Annotated in this window: 13 protein-coding genes, 3 tRNA genes and 1 pseudogene; 7 read left to right on the top strand and 10 right to left on the bottom strand. The window is 74.1% G+C overall.

Features of this window, described 5'->3' with window-relative positions; translation table 11 throughout:
* Positions 1-12: 12 nt before the first annotated feature.
* Positions 13-616, top strand: a pseudogene (locus ACZ50K_RS27485) (bifunctional DNA primase/polymerase).
* Positions 607-680, top strand: a tRNA-Lys gene (locus tag ACZ50K_RS27480). Before ACZ50K_RS27485 ends, ACZ50K_RS27480 begins: the two are co-directional and overlap by 10 nt.
* A 52-nt stretch (positions 681-732) precedes the next feature.
* Here ACZ50K_RS27480 and ACZ50K_RS27475 read toward each other — a convergent pair.
* Positions 733-1,968 (bottom strand): M6 family metalloprotease domain-containing protein, encoded by a 1,236-nt coding sequence (locus tag ACZ50K_RS27475; RefSeq protein ID WP_468907813.1) that lies wholly within the window; start codon positions 1,966-1,968, stop codon positions 733-735.
* Positions 1,969-2,315: 347 nt separating this feature from the next.
* Here ACZ50K_RS27475 and ACZ50K_RS27470 point away from each other — a divergent pair, with 347 nt between their 5' ends.
* Positions 2,316-4,124: a putative bifunctional diguanylate cyclase/phosphodiesterase gene (locus tag ACZ50K_RS27470; protein WP_468907812.1), complete on the top strand. Its 1,809-nt coding sequence runs from the start codon at positions 2,316-2,318 to the stop codon at positions 4,122-4,124.
* Positions 4,125-4,199: 75 nt separating this feature from the next.
* Here the strand turns inward: ACZ50K_RS27470 and ACZ50K_RS27465 are convergent, their stop codons facing one another.
* On the bottom strand, positions 4,200-5,888 hold the full coding sequence (locus ACZ50K_RS27465; RefSeq protein WP_468907810.1) for a glycosyl hydrolase family 18 protein: 1,689 nt from the start codon (positions 5,886-5,888) through the stop codon (positions 4,200-4,202).
* Between the two features lie 265 nt (positions 5,889-6,153).
* The gene (locus tag ACZ50K_RS27460) at positions 6,154-7,290 is read right to left on the bottom strand and encodes an LLM class flavin-dependent oxidoreductase (protein ID WP_468907809.1); all 1,137 of its coding nucleotides are present in this window, start codon (positions 7,288-7,290) and stop codon (positions 6,154-6,156) included.
* A gap of 239 nt (positions 7,291-7,529) precedes the next feature.
* Between ACZ50K_RS27460 and ACZ50K_RS27455 the strand changes: the two genes are divergently transcribed.
* Together ACZ50K_RS27455 and ACZ50K_RS27450 are read left to right on the top strand one after the other, a co-directional pair.
* Positions 7,530-8,288: an IclR family transcriptional regulator gene (locus tag ACZ50K_RS27455; RefSeq protein ID WP_468907807.1), complete on the top strand. Its 759-nt coding sequence runs from the start codon at positions 7,530-7,532 to the stop codon at positions 8,286-8,288.
* 62 nt (positions 8,289-8,350) lie between these two features.
* Positions 8,351-8,424: transfer RNA gene (locus ACZ50K_RS27450), tRNA-Lys, on the top strand.
* Positions 8,425-8,543: 119 nt separating this feature from the next.
* Here ACZ50K_RS27450 and ACZ50K_RS27445 read toward each other — a convergent pair.
* Positions 8,544-9,635 (bottom strand): AI-2E family transporter, encoded by a 1,092-nt coding sequence (locus ACZ50K_RS27445; protein WP_468907805.1) that lies wholly within the window; start codon positions 9,633-9,635, stop codon positions 8,544-8,546.
* Between the two features lie 78 nt (positions 9,636-9,713).
* On the opposite strand from ACZ50K_RS27445, the gene ACZ50K_RS27440 reads away from it, so the two are divergent.
* Positions 9,714-10,580, top strand: a complete 867-nt coding sequence (locus ACZ50K_RS27440; RefSeq protein WP_468907804.1) for a DMT family transporter — start codon at positions 9,714-9,716, stop codon at positions 10,578-10,580.
* Positions 10,581-10,821: 241 nt separating this feature from the next.
* Here the strand turns inward: ACZ50K_RS27440 and ACZ50K_RS27435 are convergent, their stop codons facing one another.
* The 4 genes from ACZ50K_RS27435 to ACZ50K_RS27420 all read right to left on the bottom strand — a co-directional run bounded on the left by ACZ50K_RS27435 (position 10,822) and on the right by ACZ50K_RS27420 (position 17,917).
* Positions 10,822-12,510, bottom strand: coding sequence for an AMP-binding protein (locus ACZ50K_RS27435; RefSeq protein WP_468907803.1), 1,689 nt, complete (start codon positions 12,508-12,510; stop codon positions 10,822-10,824).
* 25 nt (positions 12,511-12,535) lie between these two features.
* Complete coding sequence (locus ACZ50K_RS27430; protein ID WP_468907802.1) at positions 12,536-13,144, bottom strand: lytic polysaccharide monooxygenase auxiliary activity family 9 protein; 609 nt, start codon at positions 13,142-13,144, stop codon at positions 12,536-12,538.
* Between the two features lie 238 nt (positions 13,145-13,382).
* The gene (locus ACZ50K_RS27425) at positions 13,383-16,508 is read right to left on the bottom strand and encodes an SPFH domain-containing protein (protein WP_468907800.1); all 3,126 of its coding nucleotides are present in this window, start codon (positions 16,506-16,508) and stop codon (positions 13,383-13,385) included.
* Positions 16,505-17,917: a peptidoglycan-binding protein gene (locus tag ACZ50K_RS27420; protein ID WP_468907856.1), complete on the bottom strand. Its 1,413-nt coding sequence runs from the start codon at positions 17,915-17,917 to the stop codon at positions 16,505-16,507. Before ACZ50K_RS27420 ends, ACZ50K_RS27425 begins: the two co-directional genes overlap by 4 nt.
* A 199-nt stretch (positions 17,918-18,116) precedes the next feature.
* Between ACZ50K_RS27420 and ACZ50K_RS27415 the strand changes: the two genes are divergently transcribed.
* Positions 18,117-18,190: transfer RNA gene (locus ACZ50K_RS27415), tRNA-Lys, on the top strand.
* A 60-nt stretch (positions 18,191-18,250) separates the two neighbouring features.
* Here ACZ50K_RS27415 and ACZ50K_RS27410 read toward each other — a convergent pair.
* Both ACZ50K_RS27410 and ACZ50K_RS27405 read right to left on the bottom strand, forming a co-directional pair.
* A complete protein-coding gene (locus ACZ50K_RS27410; protein ID WP_468907798.1) occupies positions 18,251-18,910 on the bottom strand; it encodes a class F sortase in 660 nt (219 codons plus the stop codon).
* A 13-nt stretch (positions 18,911-18,923) separates the two neighbouring features.
* A complete protein-coding gene (locus ACZ50K_RS27405; RefSeq protein WP_468907797.1) occupies positions 18,924-19,610 on the bottom strand; it encodes a hypothetical protein in 687 nt (228 codons plus the stop codon).
* Positions 19,611-19,690: the final 80 nt, after the last annotated feature.

Below are 19,690 nucleotides of genomic sequence, written 5' to 3'. Positions count from 1 at the left end.
TAGACCTGTGTCATGACGACGCTGACGAGGCTCTCGACGGAATCCGGCGCTCCCGCCCGCACCGCCCCGGCGACCCGGGTCACCCCGTCGGGTGCCGCCTGGCTCGCCTCCGCCTCGGCGCATCCGCGCAGCACCCTCGCCCTCTGGCAGGGCCGGCCGGGCGCGCCCGCGGTGCTGCCCTGCGGGACCGCGTTCGACATCGTCAACGTGCCGGTGGTGTTCGGCCGCCGGGTGCTGGACCTGATGCGGCGGGAGGGTCCGGGTTCGGGCCCGGTCGCGGTCCACCGGGGCCGGATGCTGCTGTTCGCCACGCCCGGGACGGCCCAGCGGCTGCCCTCGCTGCTGGACTGGGAGGAGTGGGCCGAGGCGGTGCCGGCGCCGCTCTGCCACGGCCGCGGGGACGCGGTGACGGTGCCCGCCCTGGCGCCCGTACCGGGCCCCTCGCGCTGGCTGGTGGCGCCGGACTGCCGGGTTCCGTGGCTGCCGGGGGCGGAGGCCCTGCTGTGGGCCTGCGTCCGGGCGGCCCGTACCGCCGCCACGGCCGACCTGCGGGTTATCGATTTTTCCAACGGCGGATCCGGGTGCTAATGTCTACCACGTCAGCAGGCGCCGCTAGCTCAGTTGGTTAGAGCAGCTGACTCTTAATCAGCGGGTCCGGGGTTCGAGTCCCTGGCGGCGCACAGACGGAGGAAGGCCCCCACTCTCACGAGTGGGGGCCTTCCTCGTTTCCGTTCAGGTGGTGATCTTCACCGTGTAGGCCCCGGAGCGGGTGCGGTCCGCGACCTCGATGGTGATCCGTTCGCCCGGCACCGTGTAGGTCTCGCCGACCTCCAGCGGGGCGTCCGCCAGCGGCGGGTACACCGAGCGGTCCCAGCAGGCCTCGGTGTCCGGATGGGCGTCCAGGACCTCGATCGGGCCGCCGCCGGAGGCCGCCTCGTTGCGGACCCGGTAGACCAGGACCCCTTCGGTGCAGGTGTCCCCGTCGTTGCCGGCCGATCCGCGGGCCTCGATGGCGATGGCGCTGCCGGGGCCGGTCCGGACCACGGCCAGCCGGGTGCCGCCGGTGCCGCCCTCGGGGACCGCCTCGGCCAGCGGCTGGAGGGTGTGCAGCGAGGAGCCGTTCTGCACGCAGTCCACCTGGCCCGGGTCGAGCCAGCCCAGCTTCCACTTGTGCCAGGCGAAGAGGTCGGGGGCCATGCCGAACTGGCTGCCCATGACGTCCCAGTCGCCGACGTAGGTGTCCCAGTCGCCCTTGCCGTCGGTGGGCCGGTGGTAGAGGTCGGGCAGGTCGAAGACGTGCCCGGTCTCGTGGGCGAGGACGTTGCGGTCCGGCGGGTGCTGCTCGAAGACGGTGACGATCCTCCGCAGCTCGGTGCCGTCGGCCCGGATCGGCCGGTCGAAGTTGACCACCTTGGTGGCGTCGGAGTCCACGCCGGGGGCGTCCGGGTCGGCCACGAAGTAGACGATGTCGTAGGCCGAGAAGTCCACCGACCGGTCGGCGGTGGCGACCGCGTCCCGCAGGTAGGCGGCCCGGTCCTCCGGGTCCCAGTCGCGCTGTATGCCGTACGCGGTGGACGGGCGGGGCATCCGGAGCCACTGCCGCCCCGGGTGCGGCACCAGGCGGAAGCTGCCGTAGGAGGCCCGCTCGAAGAACTCGCTGGTCGCCGGGAAGTAGTCGGCGGTCAGCTCCTCCGGGCTGTTGCGCGGGGTCGAGTCCGGGAAGGACAGGAACACCATCACCGCGTCGAGCTCGGTCTCCGGCTTGGGGTAGGAGCGGTTCCAGCTGTCCAGGCCCAGGGAGTGGTGGGCGGCCGTGCGGGTGAGGGCACAGGGGCCGGCCCCGGTGTCGGCGGCCGCGGGCCCCGCGACGAGAGACATGGCGGCGAGCGCCGTCAGTGAGGTGAGTGAGGCCGCCGCGCTGCGCATCCGCCGACGGTCCACTCCCCCGGGTGTCTGCTGTCGCGGCACATCGACCTCCGGTGGGGGGATTCGATCTATCTCACCCACCTTGCGACGATTGTCCTACTTATGCATTGTTCCGGTGCCCCACACGAGTGAGCGACCAGGGGAACAACGCCCGCACGGACCCGAACGGGACATTACGAAGCGTCACGAGCGATCACGTGAGCACCCGGCGTGTTCACAGCCGCGCAGAAACGATCGGGCGTGGCGGGTCCGACCCGCCGTCAGCAGACCGTCAGCACACCGAAGCAGCCCGCCCCGGACGGCGACGCCGCTGGATAGGGCCCCCCGGGTGGCTCTATGATCGGCACACTTTCCTGCGCCGACGGCACGAGCACTGCGGGAGCGAAACGGTGAGCGGAACCTCAGAGGGGACCGGTTCGGCGGCCGACAGCATCCGCCCGGCCGTCACGGAGCGTGAACTGCGCGACTACCGGGCCGCCTTCAACGCGGCCCATCTGGCGATGGCCGTCGTCGACCGGGACGGCCTGGTCGTCGCCGCCAACGACGCGCTCGGCGGGCTGCTCGGCACCGAGCCGCAGTCCCTGATCGAACGGTCCGCGGCCGACCTGGTGGACCTGGCCGCCGAGGCCCGGACCTGGCAGGCCTACCGGGAGGTGCTGCGCGGCCGGCAGGCCCGGCTGCGCTGCACCCGCCGGCTCAAGCACCCGGACGGGCACAGCCTCTGGACCGAGGTCACCCTCGGGCCTGTGCCCGGTACCCGGGACGTCCTGATGTCGGTCGCCGACATCAGCGACCGGCGCGACCTCCAGGCCCGGCTGAGGCACCTCCAGATGTACGACCCGGTGACCCGGTTGCCCAACCGGGCGCTGTTCTTCGAGCGGCTCTCCGCCGCCCTGGAGCCCGCCGCCTACGAGCAGCGCGGCGCCACCGGCCGGATCGGACTCTGCTATCTGGACCTGGACGGCTTCAAGGCCGTCAACGACACCCTGGGGCACCGGGTCGGCGACCGGCTGCTGACCGCGGTCGCGGCCCGGCTCGCCCAGTGCGCCGACCAGTCCGGATACGGGCGGACCGGCGGGCACCTGGTGGCCCGGCTGGGCGGCGACGAGTTCGCGCTGCTGGTCGAGGAGTCCACCGGGACCGAGGAACTGGCCGACCTCGCCCGCTCCGTGCTGGCCGCCGTCCAGGAGCCCTTCGACCTGGCCGGGCAGCGGCTGTCGGTGTCCGCCTCCATCGGGGTGGTGGAGCGGGCCGCCGCCGGCACCTCCGCCACCGCCCTGATGCAGGCCGCGGACACCACCCTGTACTGGGCGAAGGCCGACGGGAAGGCCCGCTGGACCCTGTTCGACCCGGAGCGCAACGCGCACCGGATGACCAGGCAGGCACTCTCCAGCACGCTCCGTCCGGCCGTGGACCGGGACGAGTTCGAGCTGGAGTACCAGCCGCTGGTGGACCTGGAGAGCGGGGTGGTGCGCGGGGTGGAGGCGCTGGTGCGCTGGAACCACCCCCAGTTCGGCATGCTGACGCCGAATCGGTTCATCGGAATTGCCGAAGAGGACGGCTCCATCGTCCAGTTGGGCCAGTGGGTGCTGCGGACCGCCTGCCGGCAGGCCCGGCGCTGGCAGATCGACCACCCCAGCGAGGCCCCGGTGTTCGTCTCGGTGAACGTGGCGGTCCGGCAGGTCTGGGACTCCGACCTGGTGGGCGATGTGGCGGAGATCCTCGCCGAGACCGGGCTGGCCCCCCAGCTGCTCCAGCTGGAGCTGACCGAGTCGGCGGTGATGGGCTCGGCGGGGCGCCCGCTCCAGGCCCTCCAGGCACTGAGCGACATGGGGGTCCGGATCGCCATCGACGACTTCGGCACCGGCTACTCCAACCTGGCCTATCTGAGCCGGCTGCCGGTCTCGGTGCTCAAGCTGGACGGGTCCTTCGTCCGCGGCTTCCGCTACGAGGGCGGGGCGCACCCCAACCCGGCGGACGAGACCATCGTGGAGGCCCTGGTGCAGCTGGCGCACCGGCTGGGGCTGACGGTGACGGCGGAGTGCGTGGAGACGGCCGGGCAGGCGGCTCGGCTGCGCCGGGTGGGCTGCGACACCGGCCAGGGCTGGCTGTACTCCCGCGCGGTGGCCCCGCACCTGATCGCCCGGATGATCAGCGCCCGGTCCGGTACGGCGGCCGGGGTGCTGCCCGCCGAGTAGCCCCCGGGCACACCGCCGCCCCCCTGCCTGGTCGGAGCAGGGGGGCGGCGGGTCGCTCGGCGCGGGGTGGGGGGATCAGCAGGCGCCGAGGTCCTTCCAGACGCCCCACTCACCGGTCGTGCCCGGCGTCTCGTTCTGGGTCCACCACTGGGCCTTGTACTTGCGGCCGTTGTGGGAGACCTCGCTGCCGCCGGTGTAGACGGTTCCGGCGACGTAGGCCTGGACGGATCCGCAGCCGGTCGGCGGGGTCGTCGGAGGCGTGGTCGGCGGGGTGGTGGGCGGCGTGGTCGGAGGCGTGGTCGGCGGGGTGGTGGGCGGCTGCGTGGCACCGCCGAGGGCGTCCGAGATCTGGTTCAGCAGGGTGGTGTTGTTGTCCAGGCCGAGGAGCGAGTACATCATCGCGCCGGCCAGGCCGCGCTGCTTGCCGTAGTCCACCCGGGCCTGGATGGCCTTCTGGTTCAGGCCGGTGAAGAACTCGCCGTCCTTGTAGAAGTAGGCGGACTTGGCGCCCTCGTCCCAGAAGGTGGTCGCCGGGTTGTCGACGATCCCGCCGAGCTCCTTGTAGTGGGCGATGCCGGCCTGCTGGCTGACCGGGCGGACGTTGGAGGCGCCGGTGGCCGACTGGGCGAGGCCGTTGTTGGCGCCGGCCGGGACGCCCTTCCAGCCGCGGTAGTAGAACTCGTAGCCGAGGGTCAGCTTGTTGGCGGGGAAGCCGCCGGCGATCCCGTAGGCCGGGTTGCCGTCGATCCAGGAGTCGATGGCGTTGTCGATGCTGTACTTCTGGGTGCCCGGGGCGATCGGGTCGGTCGGGTCGCCGGCCGGGGAGTAGAGCGGGGACTGGTGGTAGGTCGGCCCGTCGCTGTCCCAGGCGCCGTGCATGTCGTACGTCATGATGTTCGCGTAGTCGAGGTACGCGCCGATCTTGTCCGTCTCGATGTACTTGATCTTGTCCTGGCCGGCCGGCAGGGCCGCGGTCAGCAGGTACTTCTTGCCGCCGTTGGCCGCGCCCTCGGCGTCGAGCTGCTTGCGGAACTCCTGGAGCAGCAGGGTGAAGTTCTGCTTGTCCTCGGGGCCGTAGTGGTTGCCCAGGTGGCCGCCGGAGGAACCCGGGTACTCCCAGTCGATGTCGATGCCGTCGAAGATGCCCGCCGCGGTGCCGGCGCCGCCGTAGCCGCCCTCCACCGGGAGGTCGCCCTTGATGTACTGCTTGATGCAGGAGGCGACCAGCTTCTTGCGGGAGGCGTCGGTCTTGGCCGCGTCGTGGAAGAACTTCGAGTAGGTCCAGCCGCCCAGCGAGATGTTGATCTTCAGGTGGGGGTACTTGGCCTTCAGTTCCTTGAACTGGTTGAAGACGCCCACGATCGGCTGGTCCCACTTGTCGGCGACGCCGTCCACGCTGTCGGCCGCGCTGAAGGACTTCTGGTAGTCCGCGTAGCTGTCGCCCGCGCCGTCGCCGGCGTTCGGGTTGTTGTCGTCACCGGCGGCCTTGTTGGCCTGGAAACAGGTGAGTTCGGTGGGGTGGATATTGCCGAACGAGTAGTTGATGACGTCCAGCTTGCCCGCTATGCCCCGGGTGTCGAGGTGCTTGGGGTAGAAGGCGTTCCCGTACACGCTCCACTGGTCGTAGTACGCGATGCGGACACCACCGGAGGCGGCGGCGGAGTCGGCGGCCTGGGCGGTGCCGAGGCCCGCGAAGGTGGCGAACGCGCCGGCGGCGAGCGCCGCGGTGGTCGCCGCCGCGACGAGGGGTTTACGGATGTGCATGAGCAGCCTCCGGAGGGGGGCGGGAGGGATGTGACGGCCCGGGTGGGAGCAGTGATATCGATCACGGCACTACCGCGTCAATGGTTTAGGCCAAAGCTCGGCCAAAGATGGACTAGACCTGTCCGGGCACACTTTCCCAAGTCAGAGGCCTGAGGGCGCATCAGAAAGCGCTCTCCACCCCCGGTGAAGAGCGCTTTAAGGCTCCCTTGAGGAACCGCTGTGCAAGGTTGCTGCAATAGACCAGCCAAACCCCGTTCATCTGCCGTCAGTCGGCCGGACGCGTCTCCTTCGGCATCCCGTACGCATCTGCGACGAGCCCGTACGAGCGCAGCCGGGCCTGCGCGCCGTGCGCGTTGGCGGTCAGCATCAGCTCGTCCGCGCCGGTCCGGGCGACCAGCGCGTCCAGCCCCGCCCGCACCTCCTCCGGGGTGCCGTACACCACGTTCGCGAGCCAGCCGTCCACGAACTCGCGCTCCTGCGGGGAGTACGGGTGGGCGGCGGCCTCCTCCGGGGTCGGGATCAGCCCGGGGCGGCCGGTGCGCAGCCGCAGCATGGACAGGGCGCCGGTCAGCACCTGGGCGCGGGCCTCGGCCGGGTCCTCGGCGGCCAGCGCGGAGACCCCGATCGCCGCGTAGGGGGCGTCGAGCACGGCGGAGGGCCGGAAGCTCTCCCGGTAGAGGCGCAGCGCGGGCAGGGTGCCGGCCGCCGAGAAGTGGTGGGCGTAGGCGAAGGGCAGTCCCAGCTCGCCGGCCAGCGCGGCGCTGAAGCCGGAGGAGCCGAGCAGCCAGAGCGGCGGACGGGCGGACGGGCCCTGGACCGGTCCGGGGACCGCGTGCACCCGGGCGTAGGGGTGGCCGTCGGGGAAGTCGTCGTCCAGGAACCGGGTCAGCTCGGCGAGCTGCCGGGGGAACTCGGCGGCGTCGGCGTCCGGGCGGTTCGTCCCGCGCAGGGCGGCGGCGGTGCGGCCGTCGGTGCCGGGCGCGCGCCCGAGCCCGAGGTCGACGCGCCCCGGCGCGAGCGCCTCCAGGGTGCCGAACTGCTCGGCCACGGCCAGCGGGGCGTGGTTGGGGAGCATCACCCCGCCCGAGCCCAGCCGGATCCGCCGGGTGTGGGCGGCGAGGTGGGCGAGGATCACGGCCGGGGAGGAGCTGGCCACCCCGGGCATCGAGTGGTGCTCGGCCACCCAGTGCCGCTGGTAGCCCCGGGACTCCGCGAGTCGGGCGAGTTCCACGCTCGTGCGCAGGGACTCGTGGGCGGTGCCGCCGGCGCCGACGGTCACCAGGTCCAGCACCGACAGCGGAACCGGCGCGCCTCCCAGGGCGGTCCCCCGGATCGGGTCCCGGTCGGGCTCCCGGCCCGAGTCTCGGTTCGTGTCCCGGTTCGCGTCCCGTACGTCACTCATCGTTGCCTCCGTCACATCGCCTACCGCCCGGTATCCCGTACGAAGGAGTCGAACAGGAGGTGCCCGTCGGGCATTCCCGGCACACCGGGACAGCGGCCGTGACCTAGGCATATGCCGCTGGGATAGGTCCCGGCCAGGGGGCATGATTGAGCCATCAATCTCATCAACAGGCGCTCCAAGAGCGCCCCTTGGTGGCTATCGTGGTAGGGCAAGCGGTAACAACCTGCTAGGGGGGAACCGTGGCGCTGAAGCCCGAGCCGACCGCGCCGTTCCATTCGGTGCAGTACGCCCTGCGCGTGCTGGAGACGATCGGACGGCACCACAGTGGCGTGACCGACACGCAGATCGCCCGGGAGACGGGCCTGCCGGCCGCGCACCTGGCCCCCATGCTGCTCATGCTCCGCCGCGAGGGCTATGTCCTCCAGGTCTCGGACGGGGCCTACGCGATAGGCGACTCGCTGGTCCTCCTCGGCTCCGGGGTCGACCGCAAGCAGGCCCTCCAGAGCAAGCTCCAGGAGACCCTGGACAGGCTGCGCGACTCCGTCGGCGCGGCCGTCTACATCAGCCGCTATGTGGACGGCGAGGTCCGGATCACCCAGTTCGCCGACAGCCCGCGCACCCCCAAGGTCCACGAGTGGGTCGACTTCCGCTCGGCGGCCCACGCCAGCGCGGTCGGAAAGTGCCTGCTCACACAGCTGGACGTGAACGGGCGGCGGGACCACCTGTCCCGCCACAAGATCGCCCGGCTGACCTCCAAGACCATCACCAACGAGCGGGTGCTGTTCTCCAAGCTCGACAGCCAGCCGGCCACCGTGCCGATGCTGGACCTCCAGGAGTACGCGGTGGGCACCGTCTGCGCGGCCGTCCCGATCACCGCGGGCGCCTCGGTGGGCTGCCTGGCGCTGTCCATGCCGGTGGAGCACGCCCACCGGCTGCGGGCCGCCGCCGACGCGCTCAACCGGAAGGCCGCCCCGCTGCTGCTCTCGCTGACCCTCTGAGCCCCTCCGGGCGATGGTGCGGAGCACCCCCGGGGACCGGGTAGTATTTTCTCTGTCAGCAGGCGCCGCTAGCTCAGTTGGTTAGAGCAGCTGACTCTTAATCAGCGGGTCCGGGGTTCGAGTCCCTGGCGGCGCACCTGATCTTCGGGCGGTTTCCGGTTCACCGGGAACCGCCCGAAGTGCTTTCCGACGGGTTTCCGGACGGTTTCCCGGTGATTTCCGGGCGGTTTCCGTCCTTCGACGACCGATCGCTTTTCAGCCAGGCGGGGCCGGCACCGGCGGCGCGGGCGGCCGCAGCGCCGTCCGGACCGACCAGAGCACCGACACCAGCGGGACGGCCACGACCGCGCCCACCACCCCCGCCGCGGTGGCCCCGGCCAGCACCGACACCGCCACCACCAGCGGATGCAGCCGGACGGCCCAGCTCATCACCAGCGGATGCAGCAGATGCCCCTCGATCTGCCCGATCACCACGATCAGCACGACCACGATCCCGGCCACCACCGGCCCCTTCGCGGCCAGCGCCACCACCGCCGCCACCCCCAACGCCACCGGTGAGCCGACCAGCGGGACGAACGCGGCGAAGAACTCCAGCAGGGCCAGCGGCACGGCCAGCGGCACCCCGAGGAAGTACAGCGCCACCCCGACCAGCACCGCGTTGGTGGCCGCGACCAGCACGATCCCGTGGGTGTAGCCGGTGAAGGTGCGCCAGGCCGCCCGGCCCGCCGCCTCCCAGCGGCCGCGCGCCCCGCCGGGCAGCTGGTCGCAGAACCAGGACCACTGCCGGTGCCCCGAGTGGAGGAAGAACACCGAGGCGAACAGGGCCAGCGCCAGCACCGTCAGCACGTGCACCAGCTGGCCGGCGCCGCTGAGGGCCGTACTGAGCAGGGTGGACCGGTGGCTGGACAGGTAGTCGCCGGTCTTGGACTGGAGGTCGGCCAGGACCCCGGGGTTCAGATGGAACGGCGGCCGCTCCAGCCAGTCCTCGATCCGGCCCAGCCCGTCCCGGAACTCCTTCACCAAGGTGGTGCGCTCCCCCGCCACCGCCTCGCCGACCAGGGCCAGCCCGCCCAGCACCAGGGCGATCCCGCCGATCAGGGTGATGCCCACGGCGAGCCCCCGGGAGGCCCCGGTCGAGGTCACCAGATCGGCCACCGGACGGAGCAGGGCGGTGACCACCAGGGCCAGGAACAGTCCGACGCCGATCTCGTGGAACCGGCCCAGCACGGCGAACACCGCGTAGACGGCCGCGCCGACGACGAGCAGCCGCCACGCGTGGGCCGCGGCCCTGCGCAGCGGCCGGGAGACCAGGTCCGGGGGCGTTTCCGTGGGCACTTGCGGGGGCATTCCCTTCCCCTACCACCACGGGCCGTACGGGCCACGCCCCGGCGGGCACATTCCCCCGACCGGGGTGAGGATCGGGCCATGGGTGTCGTGCTGCCGGTCCTGGCCGCTCTGTTCGCCGCGTGCAGCAACGCGCTCGCCACGGTGCTGCAGCGGAAGGCCGCGCTGACCGTGCCGAGCGGCCGCGGGTTCCGGCCCGGACTGATCCTCGACCTGCTGCGCAGGCCGGTCTGGCTGGCCGGGATGCTGGCCGTGCTGGCCGCCGGGGCCGGCCAGGCGCTGGCCCTGGCCACCGGGCCGCTGGCGCTGGTCCAGCCGCTGTTCGTGCTGGAGCTGCCGCTGGCCCTGCTGATCGCCTCGCTGTTCGCCCGGCGGGCGCTGCCGGGCGCCCAGTGGTGGGCGGTGGCCGGGGTGGTCGGCGGTCTGGGGCTGGCGCTGGTGGCGCTGGCCCCCGCCGGGAACCGTACGGAGGTGCCGCTGGACCGCTGGATCCCCACCCTGGCCGCCGGGGCCGGCGCGGTGCTGGCCCTGGCCGCGGCGGGGCTGCGGCGCTCCCCCGGGCTGGTCCGGGCGGCCTGTCTGGGCCTGGCCACCGCGCTCTGCTACGCGCTGACGGCCGCCCTCATGAAGTCGGCGGTGCACGCCTTCGACGGGGGCGGACTGAGCGGCTTCCTGTCCGCGTGGGAGACCTACGGGCTGGTGGTGGCCGGGATCGCCGCACTCCTCCTGTTCGAACACGCCATGCAGGGCGGGCCGCTGGTGGCCTCCCAGCCGGCGCTGACCCTGGGTGACGCGGGCACCGGGCTGCTGCTGGGCGTACTGCTCTACGAGGAGGAGGTGCGGACCGGCTGGTGGCTGGTCCCCCAGCTGCTGGGGCTGGGGCTGATCGCCGCGGGGGTGCTGGTGCTGGCCCGGGCGGCACAGGCCGACCCCCCGGACGCGGTCTGATCCGCGTCCGGGGAGGCCCGGCCGGGGGCCGGTCGCACGCGGTCCCCGGCGGTCTCCGCTCGTGAGCGTAGGGCGGCGGCCGGGCCGGCGGATTCGGCGGGTGGCCTGGATGGGTGCTCGAAAACATCCCGCTCGCCCCGGCGATCCCCGACAACTCCTCCCGAACCGCCCTCCCGAACTTGGCCCGGAACGAACGAACGGACGGACGGGCGGGCGAACTGGTGAGCGCATGGGTGGACGGTCAGCGGTCCAGCAGGGGGTGGCGGCCGTGGGCGGTGTAGGAGGCGATCAGCGCGGCCAGGGCCGCCGGGTCCAGCGGGGTGTAGTCCGGGGTGCCGGGCGGGCGGTGCCAGACCGGGTCGGTGGTGTGCCGGAAGCCTTCCCGGCGCAGGGCGACCCGGTGGACCTTGTTGGTGGCGGTGACCGGCATGGCGGGGACCACCCGGACGTACCGGGGGGCCATCTTGGTGCCCAGGTCGGGCTGGGCGGCGAGGAAGGCGGCGAAGCCGCCCGGGTCGAAGGCGGTGCCGGGGCGCAGCGCGAGGGCGGCCATCACCTGGTCCCCCGCGGCCTCGTCGGGGACGGCGTAGACGGCGACGGCGGTGCTGTCCGGCCAGCGGGACAGGATGTTCTCGATCATCGCGGCGGCCAGGTTCTCGCTGTCCACCCGGAGCCGGTCGTCGGTCCGTCCGGCGAAGTAGAGGTGGCCCTCGGGGTCGCGGAAGAAGAGGTCCCCGGTCCAGTACCAGCCGTCCCGGGTGCGGGCGGCCTCGGCCTCGGGGTTGCGCCAGTAGCCCTCGAAGAGGCTGCGGCCGCGGTTGACCAGTTCTCCGATGGCCTCCTCGCCGTTGAGCAGCTGGCCGGTGGGGTCCAGTCGGGCGGGCGGGCACTCCCGGCCGGTGTCCGGGTCGACGACGGCCAGGTCGTCGCCGGGGGCGGCCCGGCCCAGGGCGCCGGCCGGGGTATCGGGGCCGCGCTGGACGGAGGCGCCGCCCTCGGTGGCCCCGTAGCCCTCGACCAGCCGGACCCCGAAGCGCTCGGCGAACCGGGCGGCGTCCACCGCCCCGGCCTCGGTGCCGAAGCCGAGCCGGAGCGGGTGGTCCCGGTCGTCGGGCCGGGGCGGGGTGGCGAGCAGGTACTGGACGGCCCGGCCGACATAGGTGAAGTAGGTGGCGCCGTGGGCGCGTACGTCGTCCAGGAACGCGGAGGCGGAGAAGCGGCGGCGGAGCGCCACCGAGGCGCCGGCGGACAGGGCGGGCAGCCAGTCGGCGATCACCGCGTTGCCGTGGAACATCGGCATGCAGATGTAGTGGACGTCCTCGGGGGTGACCGAGAAGTGCCGGGCCAGTGATCCGCCGGCGGCGGCCAGCCGGCCCTGGGTGCAGATGGCGGCCTTGGGGGCGCCGGTGGAGCCGGAGGTGAAGTAGAGCAGCAACCGGTCACCGGGGCCGGGGGCTCGGCCGCCGGGGGTGAGAGCGGCCTCGCCGGGTTCGGCGCCGGCATAGGGGGCGAGGAGGTCGGCGTACTCCTCGTCGTCCGTGACCAGCATCCGCACCCCGGGCAGGTCGAGACCGCGCAGCAGGGGCAGATGGGCCCGTTCGGTGACCAGGATCCGGCAGTCGGTGTGCAGGATGTCCCGGGCCAGTTCGGGGCCGCGCCGGGTGGGGTTGATCCCGGCGACGGCGGCCCCCGCGAGGGCCGCCGCACCGAGCCAGAACGGGAACTCGGGGGTGTTGTCGAGCAGCACGCCGATGTGCGGCTCCGCGCCCGCGGGAAGCAGGTCCGCGAGGAGGGCGGCGCGCGCGGCGGCCGCCTGGGCGGTCCGGTGGTGGCTGAGGACGGTGTCCCCGTACCTCAGCCCCGGCCGGTGGTCGCCCCAGCGGCGTGCGACGAGTTCCGCGACGGTTCCGGGTGCCTCGGATGTCCCCATGCCGGGGACCATAGCTGACGGAACGTCAGAACTTAACGTCCGAGCAGGAGTAGAAGGCCATCGGGGTGTCGTTGACGGTCCAGACCGCCAGCACGATGTGCCGTCCGGACTTGCCGGTGGGGAGCTGGCCCTGGTGCGTGAAGGTCATGGGCGGGCGGGCCCCGTTGTAGGCCACCGTCAGGAAGGGCTGCGATTCCAGGGCGGCCCGGGTGAGGGGCTTGCTGGAGTCCCAGCCGTTCTTGGTGATGAAGTACTTGAAGTCGGTGGCGGAGTGGTTGGCCGTGAACTGCCAACGGAAGGTGAAGTTCTGCCCGTTGGTCAGCTGGGTGGCGGGCCAGGCGCCGCCCCGGGGGTCGTCGAGCTCGGCGAACTGGGCGTTGCCGCCGGCACAGATCTTGCCGTCGGCCGGCCCGGCGGCCGGGAACCCCTTGAAGCCCTCGACGCTCTGCGGCTCCCACTGGATCGCACCGCAGTTGGCGACCGTGCGGTTGGCGCAGAGCTTCTGGCGGCTGATGGGGTTCTCGGTGTAGCCGTGGCTGGTGGCGGTGGGGGCGACCAGCACGGACACCCCGGCGAGGACACCGAGGCCGAGCGCGGCTGCGCCGGCCCGTGTGGCGGTACGGGAGTTACGCATGATGCTCCTTGAACGTGGGGGGAGTTCTGTGAGCGCGCGCACGCTGTGGGGATCGAGGTCCGGAACTGGCGTAGGTCTAGACCAAGTAAGTCCCAGACTATTGACGCCAGTTGTCCATGTCCAGACCAATGGGAGAAGACGGGGGTTCCCGGGCACGACCGCGCCCCGCCGGATTCCCGGCGGGGCGCGGTGCGATGGACTGCTGGGGGGCGGGGGTGGTGGCCCTGGAGCCCGGGGGCTACTCCCCGCGCCCCGTGTAGAAGGCCACGGTGAGGTCCTTCACCAACGCCTTCCGCTCGTAGTCGTCCAGCTCCACCAGTCCCCGCGAGGTCAGCCGGTTGACCGTGTCGTCCACCGCGTCCACCACCGAGGTCAGCACGCTGTCCCGGTGCTTGGCGTCGATCGCCGCGATCCGGCGGCGGCGCATCGCGGCCGCGACCTCCGGGGCGTACTCGATCCGGGTCGGCTGCGCCGAGTAGACCTCGATGCCGACCGCCTCCGCGTCCGCCGCCAGCATCCGGGTCAGCGCGTCACCGACCGCCTCGGCGTCCCGCAGCGTCGGCGCGTCCTCGTGGAAGGCGTCGGCCGGCAGCTGGGACAGCACCCGGGCCAGCGCGGACTCGACCTGCTCGGACAGATAGGCGGTGTGCTCGGCCACCGCCAGGGTCGCCCGGGCCGTGTCCCGGACCTGCCACACCACCTGGACGACCACCTGGAGGGCGAGCCCGCCCGAATCGACGGCGGGCAGCGGGTCGCTGCGCCAGTGCCGCAGGCGTACGTCGACCCGGCGGCGCAGCAACAGCGGACTCACCCAGACCAGGCCGGTGCGGCGCACGGTGCCGCGGTAGCGGCCGAACAGGGTCAGCACCCAGGCGTGCCCGGTCTTGCCGCGGCCCAGACCACCGAGGGCGAGCAGCGCGAGCACCCCCAGGAAGGCGAGCGGCGGCCAGTGCTGGGCGCGAAGCCCCCGGTAGGCGCGGGGGGTCGCGCCGAAGGCCTCGACCAGGGGGGCCGGCAGGGCCCCCGCCGGCCAGAGCACGGCGGCACAGCCGACCGCCGCCAACGCCCCGACCCCCACCCCCACCCACCCCGGCAACACCGGCCCCCGCCGCTCCCGCAACCGCTCGTCGGCACGGGGAACGCGCCGCACCCCGGCCCGCGCGGGGGCGTCGGCGGTGGCGGCGGGGGTGCTCCGGCGGCGCTGGGCGGGGGTTGCGGGGGCCTTCGGGCCCGCCTGCCCGGGGGCGACAGGGGCGACGGACCCGTGCGGGCCGCTCCGGCCGGGGGCGGCGGGGGCGTTCGGGCCGGTCTGCGCGGGCGTGACGGGGGCGGCGGGCCCGTGCGGGGCGCTCCGGCCGGGGGCGGCGGGGGCGTTCGGGCTGGTCTGCCCGGTGGCCGCAGGGCCGTTCCGGTGGCTCCGCGCGAGAGCCGTGGCTCCGTGCGGACCCGCCTGCGCGGCAGCGGCGACGGCCTCCGCACGCCCCGGCGCACCGGGGCTGAGCTGATGCACGGCACCGGTCACCCCGGCCACACCGCCGGAGGCGGGGGTGGCGCCGTGCGCGACGGCCGCACCGCCGGAGGCGAGGGCGGAGGCGGCGCTGACCGCCGGTGCCGTACCGCCGGAGGCGGCCGGGCCGGCGCCCGCAACAGCGGCGCCGTACTGATCGCCCGCGCCCCGCGCGGGGACGGCGGCACTCCCGGCCCCCGTTGCCGGGGCGAGCGGCTTCGCTGCGGCGGGTCCGGAGGTGGCGTTCCGCGCGGGGGCGGCGGCGTACCGGCCCCCCAGGCCGGGAGCAGGCCCTTCCGCAGCTCCGCGCGCGGCGGCGACCCCGGCCGTACCGCCGGAGGCGGGGGTGGCGTCCGCGCTCCGCGCGGGGGCCGGGTTGTGCCCGGCCCCCGGTGCCGGGGATGGGTTCAGGCCGCCGGTCACCGAGACCCGGACCGGTACGGAGACCGGGCCCGCGCCGGTCCCCGGAACGGACACCGGCCCGACGCCGGGGCGGGCGCCCGGGCCGGACAGCCTGGGCAGGTCCTGGGTGTCGTCCTCCGCCATCCCCCGGGCCACGGCGTCGGCGACGAGCGTCTCCACCCCGGGCCCGGGGATCCTCCCGCGCTCCTCGGGGGTACGGTCCGCCCTGCCGGGCACCCCGATGACGGGCCAACCGGCCGTACCGGCCGGCCGGACAGCCTCGGCGGCCCCGGGCACGCCGATGGCCGTGGCGGCACCGGCCGCGCCGGTTCGCGCGCCGTGCCCGGTCTGCTCGGTGGGCGCGGCGACCAGCTGCGCCACCAGCCCATGACTGTGGCCATGGCCCTGCCCGCGGGGCGATCCGGCTCCGGTGAACTCGGCTGTTTCCGGGGCGGGTTCGGTCAGGGGCGGCACCGCCGCCAAGGTGCGGGCCCGCTCGCCGTCGGCGGGGTGCCCGGCCGACGTCTGCGCCCCGCGCGGGTGTGCCACCGGCGCGGGCTCGTGCCCCGAGGCCACCGCCGGCGCGCCGCCGTGCCGCACGACCGCCTGCGCCGCCTCCGCGCCGGGCCCGTCGGCCCTGGTCCGGGCCGCCTGCTCGGCCTCGTAGCGCTGCCGGGCCCCGGAGGTCACGACCGTGGCCGCCTCGCCCCGCGCCGGGTCCGGGTGCGCAGCGGCCGCCCGGCCGTGGACGTGAGCGGCGAAACCCTCCGCCTGGCTCCGGTGCGCCGTGCCCGAAGCGGAGCAGGAGACCGTGACCGGGGACGCGGCCGGCTCGCGCCCTGCCGGGTCCGGGTACGCGGCAGCGACCCGGCCCTGGGATCCGGCGGCCACGCCCGCGGCCTGCCCCGGGGACGCCTCCGCCGTCGCAACCGCTCGGCCCTGGTACGCAGCCACGGCCGCAGCCGGGCCCTGGTGCGCGCCGGCCGCCCGGCCGTGGACGTCGGCGGCGAAGCCTGCCGACTGGCCCTGGTACGCGGTAACGGCCGCCGCCGGAGCCGACCCCCCGCGCACCGGGTCCGGGTGCGCAGCGGCCGCCCGGCCGTGGAGGTCGGCGGCCAGGCCGGCCGGCTGGCCCTGGTGAGCGGTGGCCGCCGCGGCCACCGCCGGCTCGCGCCGGGCCGGGTCCCCGGCCGGGTGCTCCGCACCGGCCCCGCCCCGGGGGTCTGCGGCGGGGTGCGCGGCCGGAGCCTGGCGCGCCGCGGCGGGCGCGGTGTGCGAGCCGTACGCGTCGGCGGTCGGCGTGGGCGCCGGGCCGTGCGGCTCGTGCGGCGCGGGAACCGACGCGTAGGGCGCCGTCGGCGCGATGGGCGCCTTGGCGGGGGTGGTGGCCGGCGGGACTGGCATGGTGCCGGTGGTGGAGGTGGTGCGGGTGGGGAACATGGTTGCCTCCGTCATGCGAACAGCCGTCGCCAGGTTTCCGGTCCGGGGTATCCGTCCGCCGAGGCGCCGCGCCAGCCCTGGGCGCGCTGGAACGCCTCGACGGCGCGGCGGTCGGCCTCGGACCAGCGGGGGCCCGCCCCCGTCCGGTAGTGCTTGCCGAAGCCCTTCTGGATGAGCCGCCGGCCCAGTGCCTCGATCGCCGGGTGGGTGCGGCCCGGCCGGAACACGGCCGTGCCCGGGTACGGCGGTGCCGTCACCGGCCGGGTGCTCGGCGGGGGCGGGGTGCCCGCGCCCGGGCTGGGCGGGATGTCCTTGCCCTGTCTGTTGACCAGCAGCCGCCAGGTGTGCGAGCCGGGGATCCCGTCGGCGTCCGCGCCGGTCCAGCCCTGGGCCTTCTGGAAGGCCTGGGTGGCCAGTCGGTCGGCGTCCGACCAGCGGGTGGCCGCCCCGGCCGGGTAGAAGCGGGCGCCGCCGCGGTCGATCAGCATCCGGCCGAGCTGGGCCACGTACGGGTTGTCGGCGCCGGGGCCGAACTTCGAGGTCCCGGGGTACGTCGTCGTCCCGACCGGGGTCGTCGGCGTGGTGCCCGGGCCGGCCGGGGGCGCCGGGGTGGCCGGGACCCCGGGGTTCGGTTCGGCGGCGATGCCGCCGGTCACCCCATTGAACCGGTAGGGGAGGTACTTCGTCGCGTTGTTCCAGTACCCGTACGGGGTCGCCTGCTTCCGCGTGGTCGGCCGGGTCTGCTCGTAGGCGATGTAGTGCGTGCGGGTCTCGTCGACCCAGCCGCCGAAGAGGGTGACGTGGGAGCCCTTGTTGGGGTCGGCCGGGTTGTGGAAGAGCAGCATGTCGCCGGGCAGCAGCTCCTCCTTGGTGATCCTGGTGGCGAACTTGTCCAGGCTGCCGGTCCACTCGTTGGTGCCGAGGTTCCAGGCCATGGAGACGTAGCCGGAGCAGTCCTGGCGGTAGCCGTCCGTCCAGTAGGCGGTCATGCTGTACGGGACCTTGGCGTCCAGCCACAGCTTGGCCCGGTTGATGATCGAGGCGCGGTCGATCCGCTTGGCGGTCGGGGCCTTGACCGGGACGCCCTTGGGGCCGTGCAGCGGACCCCGGGTGCCCTGCGGGCTGCCCGCCGGGTCGTCCTTGCCGGGGAGCCGGGCCGCTCCCGCGCCCGGGTGGTTCGGGCCCGCGCCCGTGCCGGCGGCGCCGGGGAGCGGGCCGGTGGCCGCCGCGGAGGATCCGCCGCCGAGGACCACTCCGGCGGCCGTCACCAGGACCAGCGCGCGGCGGGCCCCGTGCGCCCCGGGGTGTCCGCCGTCCCGTAGCGGTATGGCCCGCGCGCCCGCCATGGCTCGGCGCTGCTCGACGCACCCCCGGCATGCGCAGTCACCCGCGGGCTGGTACTCCTCGAAGACCGGCGTCTGCATCTGCTGCGTCCGCATCTGCGTCGTCATGCGCTTCCGTCCACTCCGTCCGCTACTCACCCAGAGCTGCCGCGGCGTCAGATTCGACGCGACCAGGGACATCCTGCACGGAAAACCCCACGAATATGGGTTAATCGGACAACCCGGGCGTGGCTGGTTACGAGCATCCGCCGGGGTGGGGTAAAGTTTTCCCTGTCACCAAGCGCCGCTAGCTCAGTTGGTTAGAGCAGCTGACTCTTAATCAGCGGGTCCGGGGTTCGAGTCCCTGGCGGCGCACAGACGGAAGAAGGCCCCACTCGTGAGAGCGGGGCCTTCTTCGTGTCCGTCCGGTCCACGTCACTTCGGTGCGGGGGCCGCCGTCAGATAGGCGGAGACCACCACGTTCGCCGTGTACTCCCGGGCCTTCTTGTCGTACTCCCCGCCGCAGGTCACCAGCCTCAGCTCGGCGCGTCCCGGCACCCTCGGGCCATAGGCCTTGTGAGCGTCGAAGGACTTCCGCTCGAAGACCTCCACGGCCTCGATGGTGAACTCGGCGACCGTGCCGTCGGAGCGGACCACCCGGACCTTGCCGCCCGGCTGCGCCGAGCTCAGACCGTAGAACACGGCCGGTTTCGACTGGGTGTCCACATGGCCGACCAGCAGGGCCGGGCCCGCCTCCCCCGGTCTGGTGCCGGCGCCCCACCACCCGACCACACCCGGCCGCTCGTACGGCGGCGGGTCGATCGCCCCCTGCTTGTCCAGCCCCCGGGAGATCACCGGGGCCTGGATGCCTATGGACGGTACGTCCACCCGCAGCGGCGGGGCGCCCGCCGGCAGCGGGGCGTGCGGCGGCGGCAGGCCGGGGACGGAGACCGCCCCGGCCTGCCCGGACGAGCTCCCGGGCACCACGTCGGTGATCTCGCGGCCCCACAGCCACAGGCCGAGCACCAGGACCGTCCAGGCGCCGACGGTCACCAGCCGGCCACCGCCGGAGGTCCTCGGCTCGGCGTCCCTCACCGGAGGGCCGCCGTCATTCGCCGCTGCGGCGGCGCCGCAGCGTCAGGGCCCGGCCCGCGACCGCGAGGGTGGCGGCACCCGCCAGCACCCCGCCGATCACGGTGTGCGGCAGCCCGGGACCGCCGTCCCGCTCGTGCTGCTCCTTCGCGGCGGCCGAGGTCGCCCCGGCCCCCGCCCCGGCCCCCGCACCGGCAACCGCACCGGCACCCGCGTCCGTGCCCTTGCGCGCGCCCGCCGCCGGGTCGGCGGTCAGCGCCTCGGCCATCCCGCCGCCGCCCGCGTGGACCGGCCAGCGCGGGGAGCGGTAGGGGTCGGGCCGGTCGTGGCCCCGGTGCCGGACGATCTCGATCGAACCGGTCGCCTTGTCCTCGCGGCCGTCACAGCTCACCCGGATGGAGTGCCAGCCCGGCTCGGCGTACGAGCTGATCGTGGCCTCCCCGTACAGCGGGCCGTCCCGGCCGCCCCGGCTGTCCAGGCCGGCGTGCGAGACGAACACGGAGGACTTGGCCACGCCCCGGGAGGCGTCGCAGCCGGTGACCCGCAGTTTGACGCGCGCTCCCGGCTCGGCCGCGGACGGATCGACCCAGACCGAACCTCGTTGGTCCGGTTCGGCCAGGGCGGTCGGTGCGGACACCAGGGAAACGGCGGTCAGGGCGGCTGCCGCGCCGGTGGCACGGAGAGCGAGCAGTGCGATGCGCATCGTGAACCTCCTCGTCAAGGAGACTCGCGCGGCGTACGCCGCTCCGCATCCGGAGCGGCGCTCCACTGGCCCGTCCGGGT

It is taken from the genome of Streptomyces sp. NPDC033845 (assembly GCF_055576225.1).
The sequence above is the reverse complement of the archived record's forward strand: the minus strand, read 5'-3'. Positions and strand labels throughout refer to the sequence as shown.

Coding starts and splice junctions, on each gene's coding strand:
- ACZ50K_RS27420 (WP_468907856.1), bottom strand. CDS start 17,917: ATGCAGACGCCGGTCTTCGAGGAGTACCAGCCCGCGGGTGACTGCGCA.
- ACZ50K_RS27425 (WP_468907800.1), bottom strand. CDS start 16,508: ATGACGGAGGCAACCATGTTCCCCACCCGCACCACCTCCACCACCGGC.
- ACZ50K_RS27435 (WP_468907803.1), bottom strand. CDS start 12,510: ATGGGGACATCCGAGGCACCCGGAACCGTCGCGGAACTCGTCGCACGC.
- ACZ50K_RS27460 (WP_468907809.1), bottom strand. CDS start 7,290: ATGAGTGACGTACGGGACGCGAACCGGGACACGAACCGAGACTCGGGC.
- ACZ50K_RS27465 (WP_468907810.1), bottom strand. CDS start 5,888: ATGCACATCCGTAAACCCCTCGTCGCGGCGGCGACCACCGCGGCGCTC.
- ACZ50K_RS27430 (WP_468907802.1), bottom strand. CDS start 13,144: ATGCGTAACTCCCGTACCGCCACACGGGCCGGCGCAGCCGCGCTCGGC.
- ACZ50K_RS27405 (WP_468907797.1), bottom strand. CDS start 19,610: ATGCGCATCGCACTGCTCGCTCTCCGTGCCACCGGCGCGGCAGCCGCC.
- ACZ50K_RS27440 (WP_468907804.1), top strand. CDS start 9,714: ATGGGTGTCGTGCTGCCGGTCCTGGCCGCTCTGTTCGCCGCGTGCAGC.
- ACZ50K_RS27445 (WP_468907805.1), bottom strand. CDS start 9,635: ATGCCCCCGCAAGTGCCCACGGAAACGCCCCCGGACCTGGTCTCCCGG.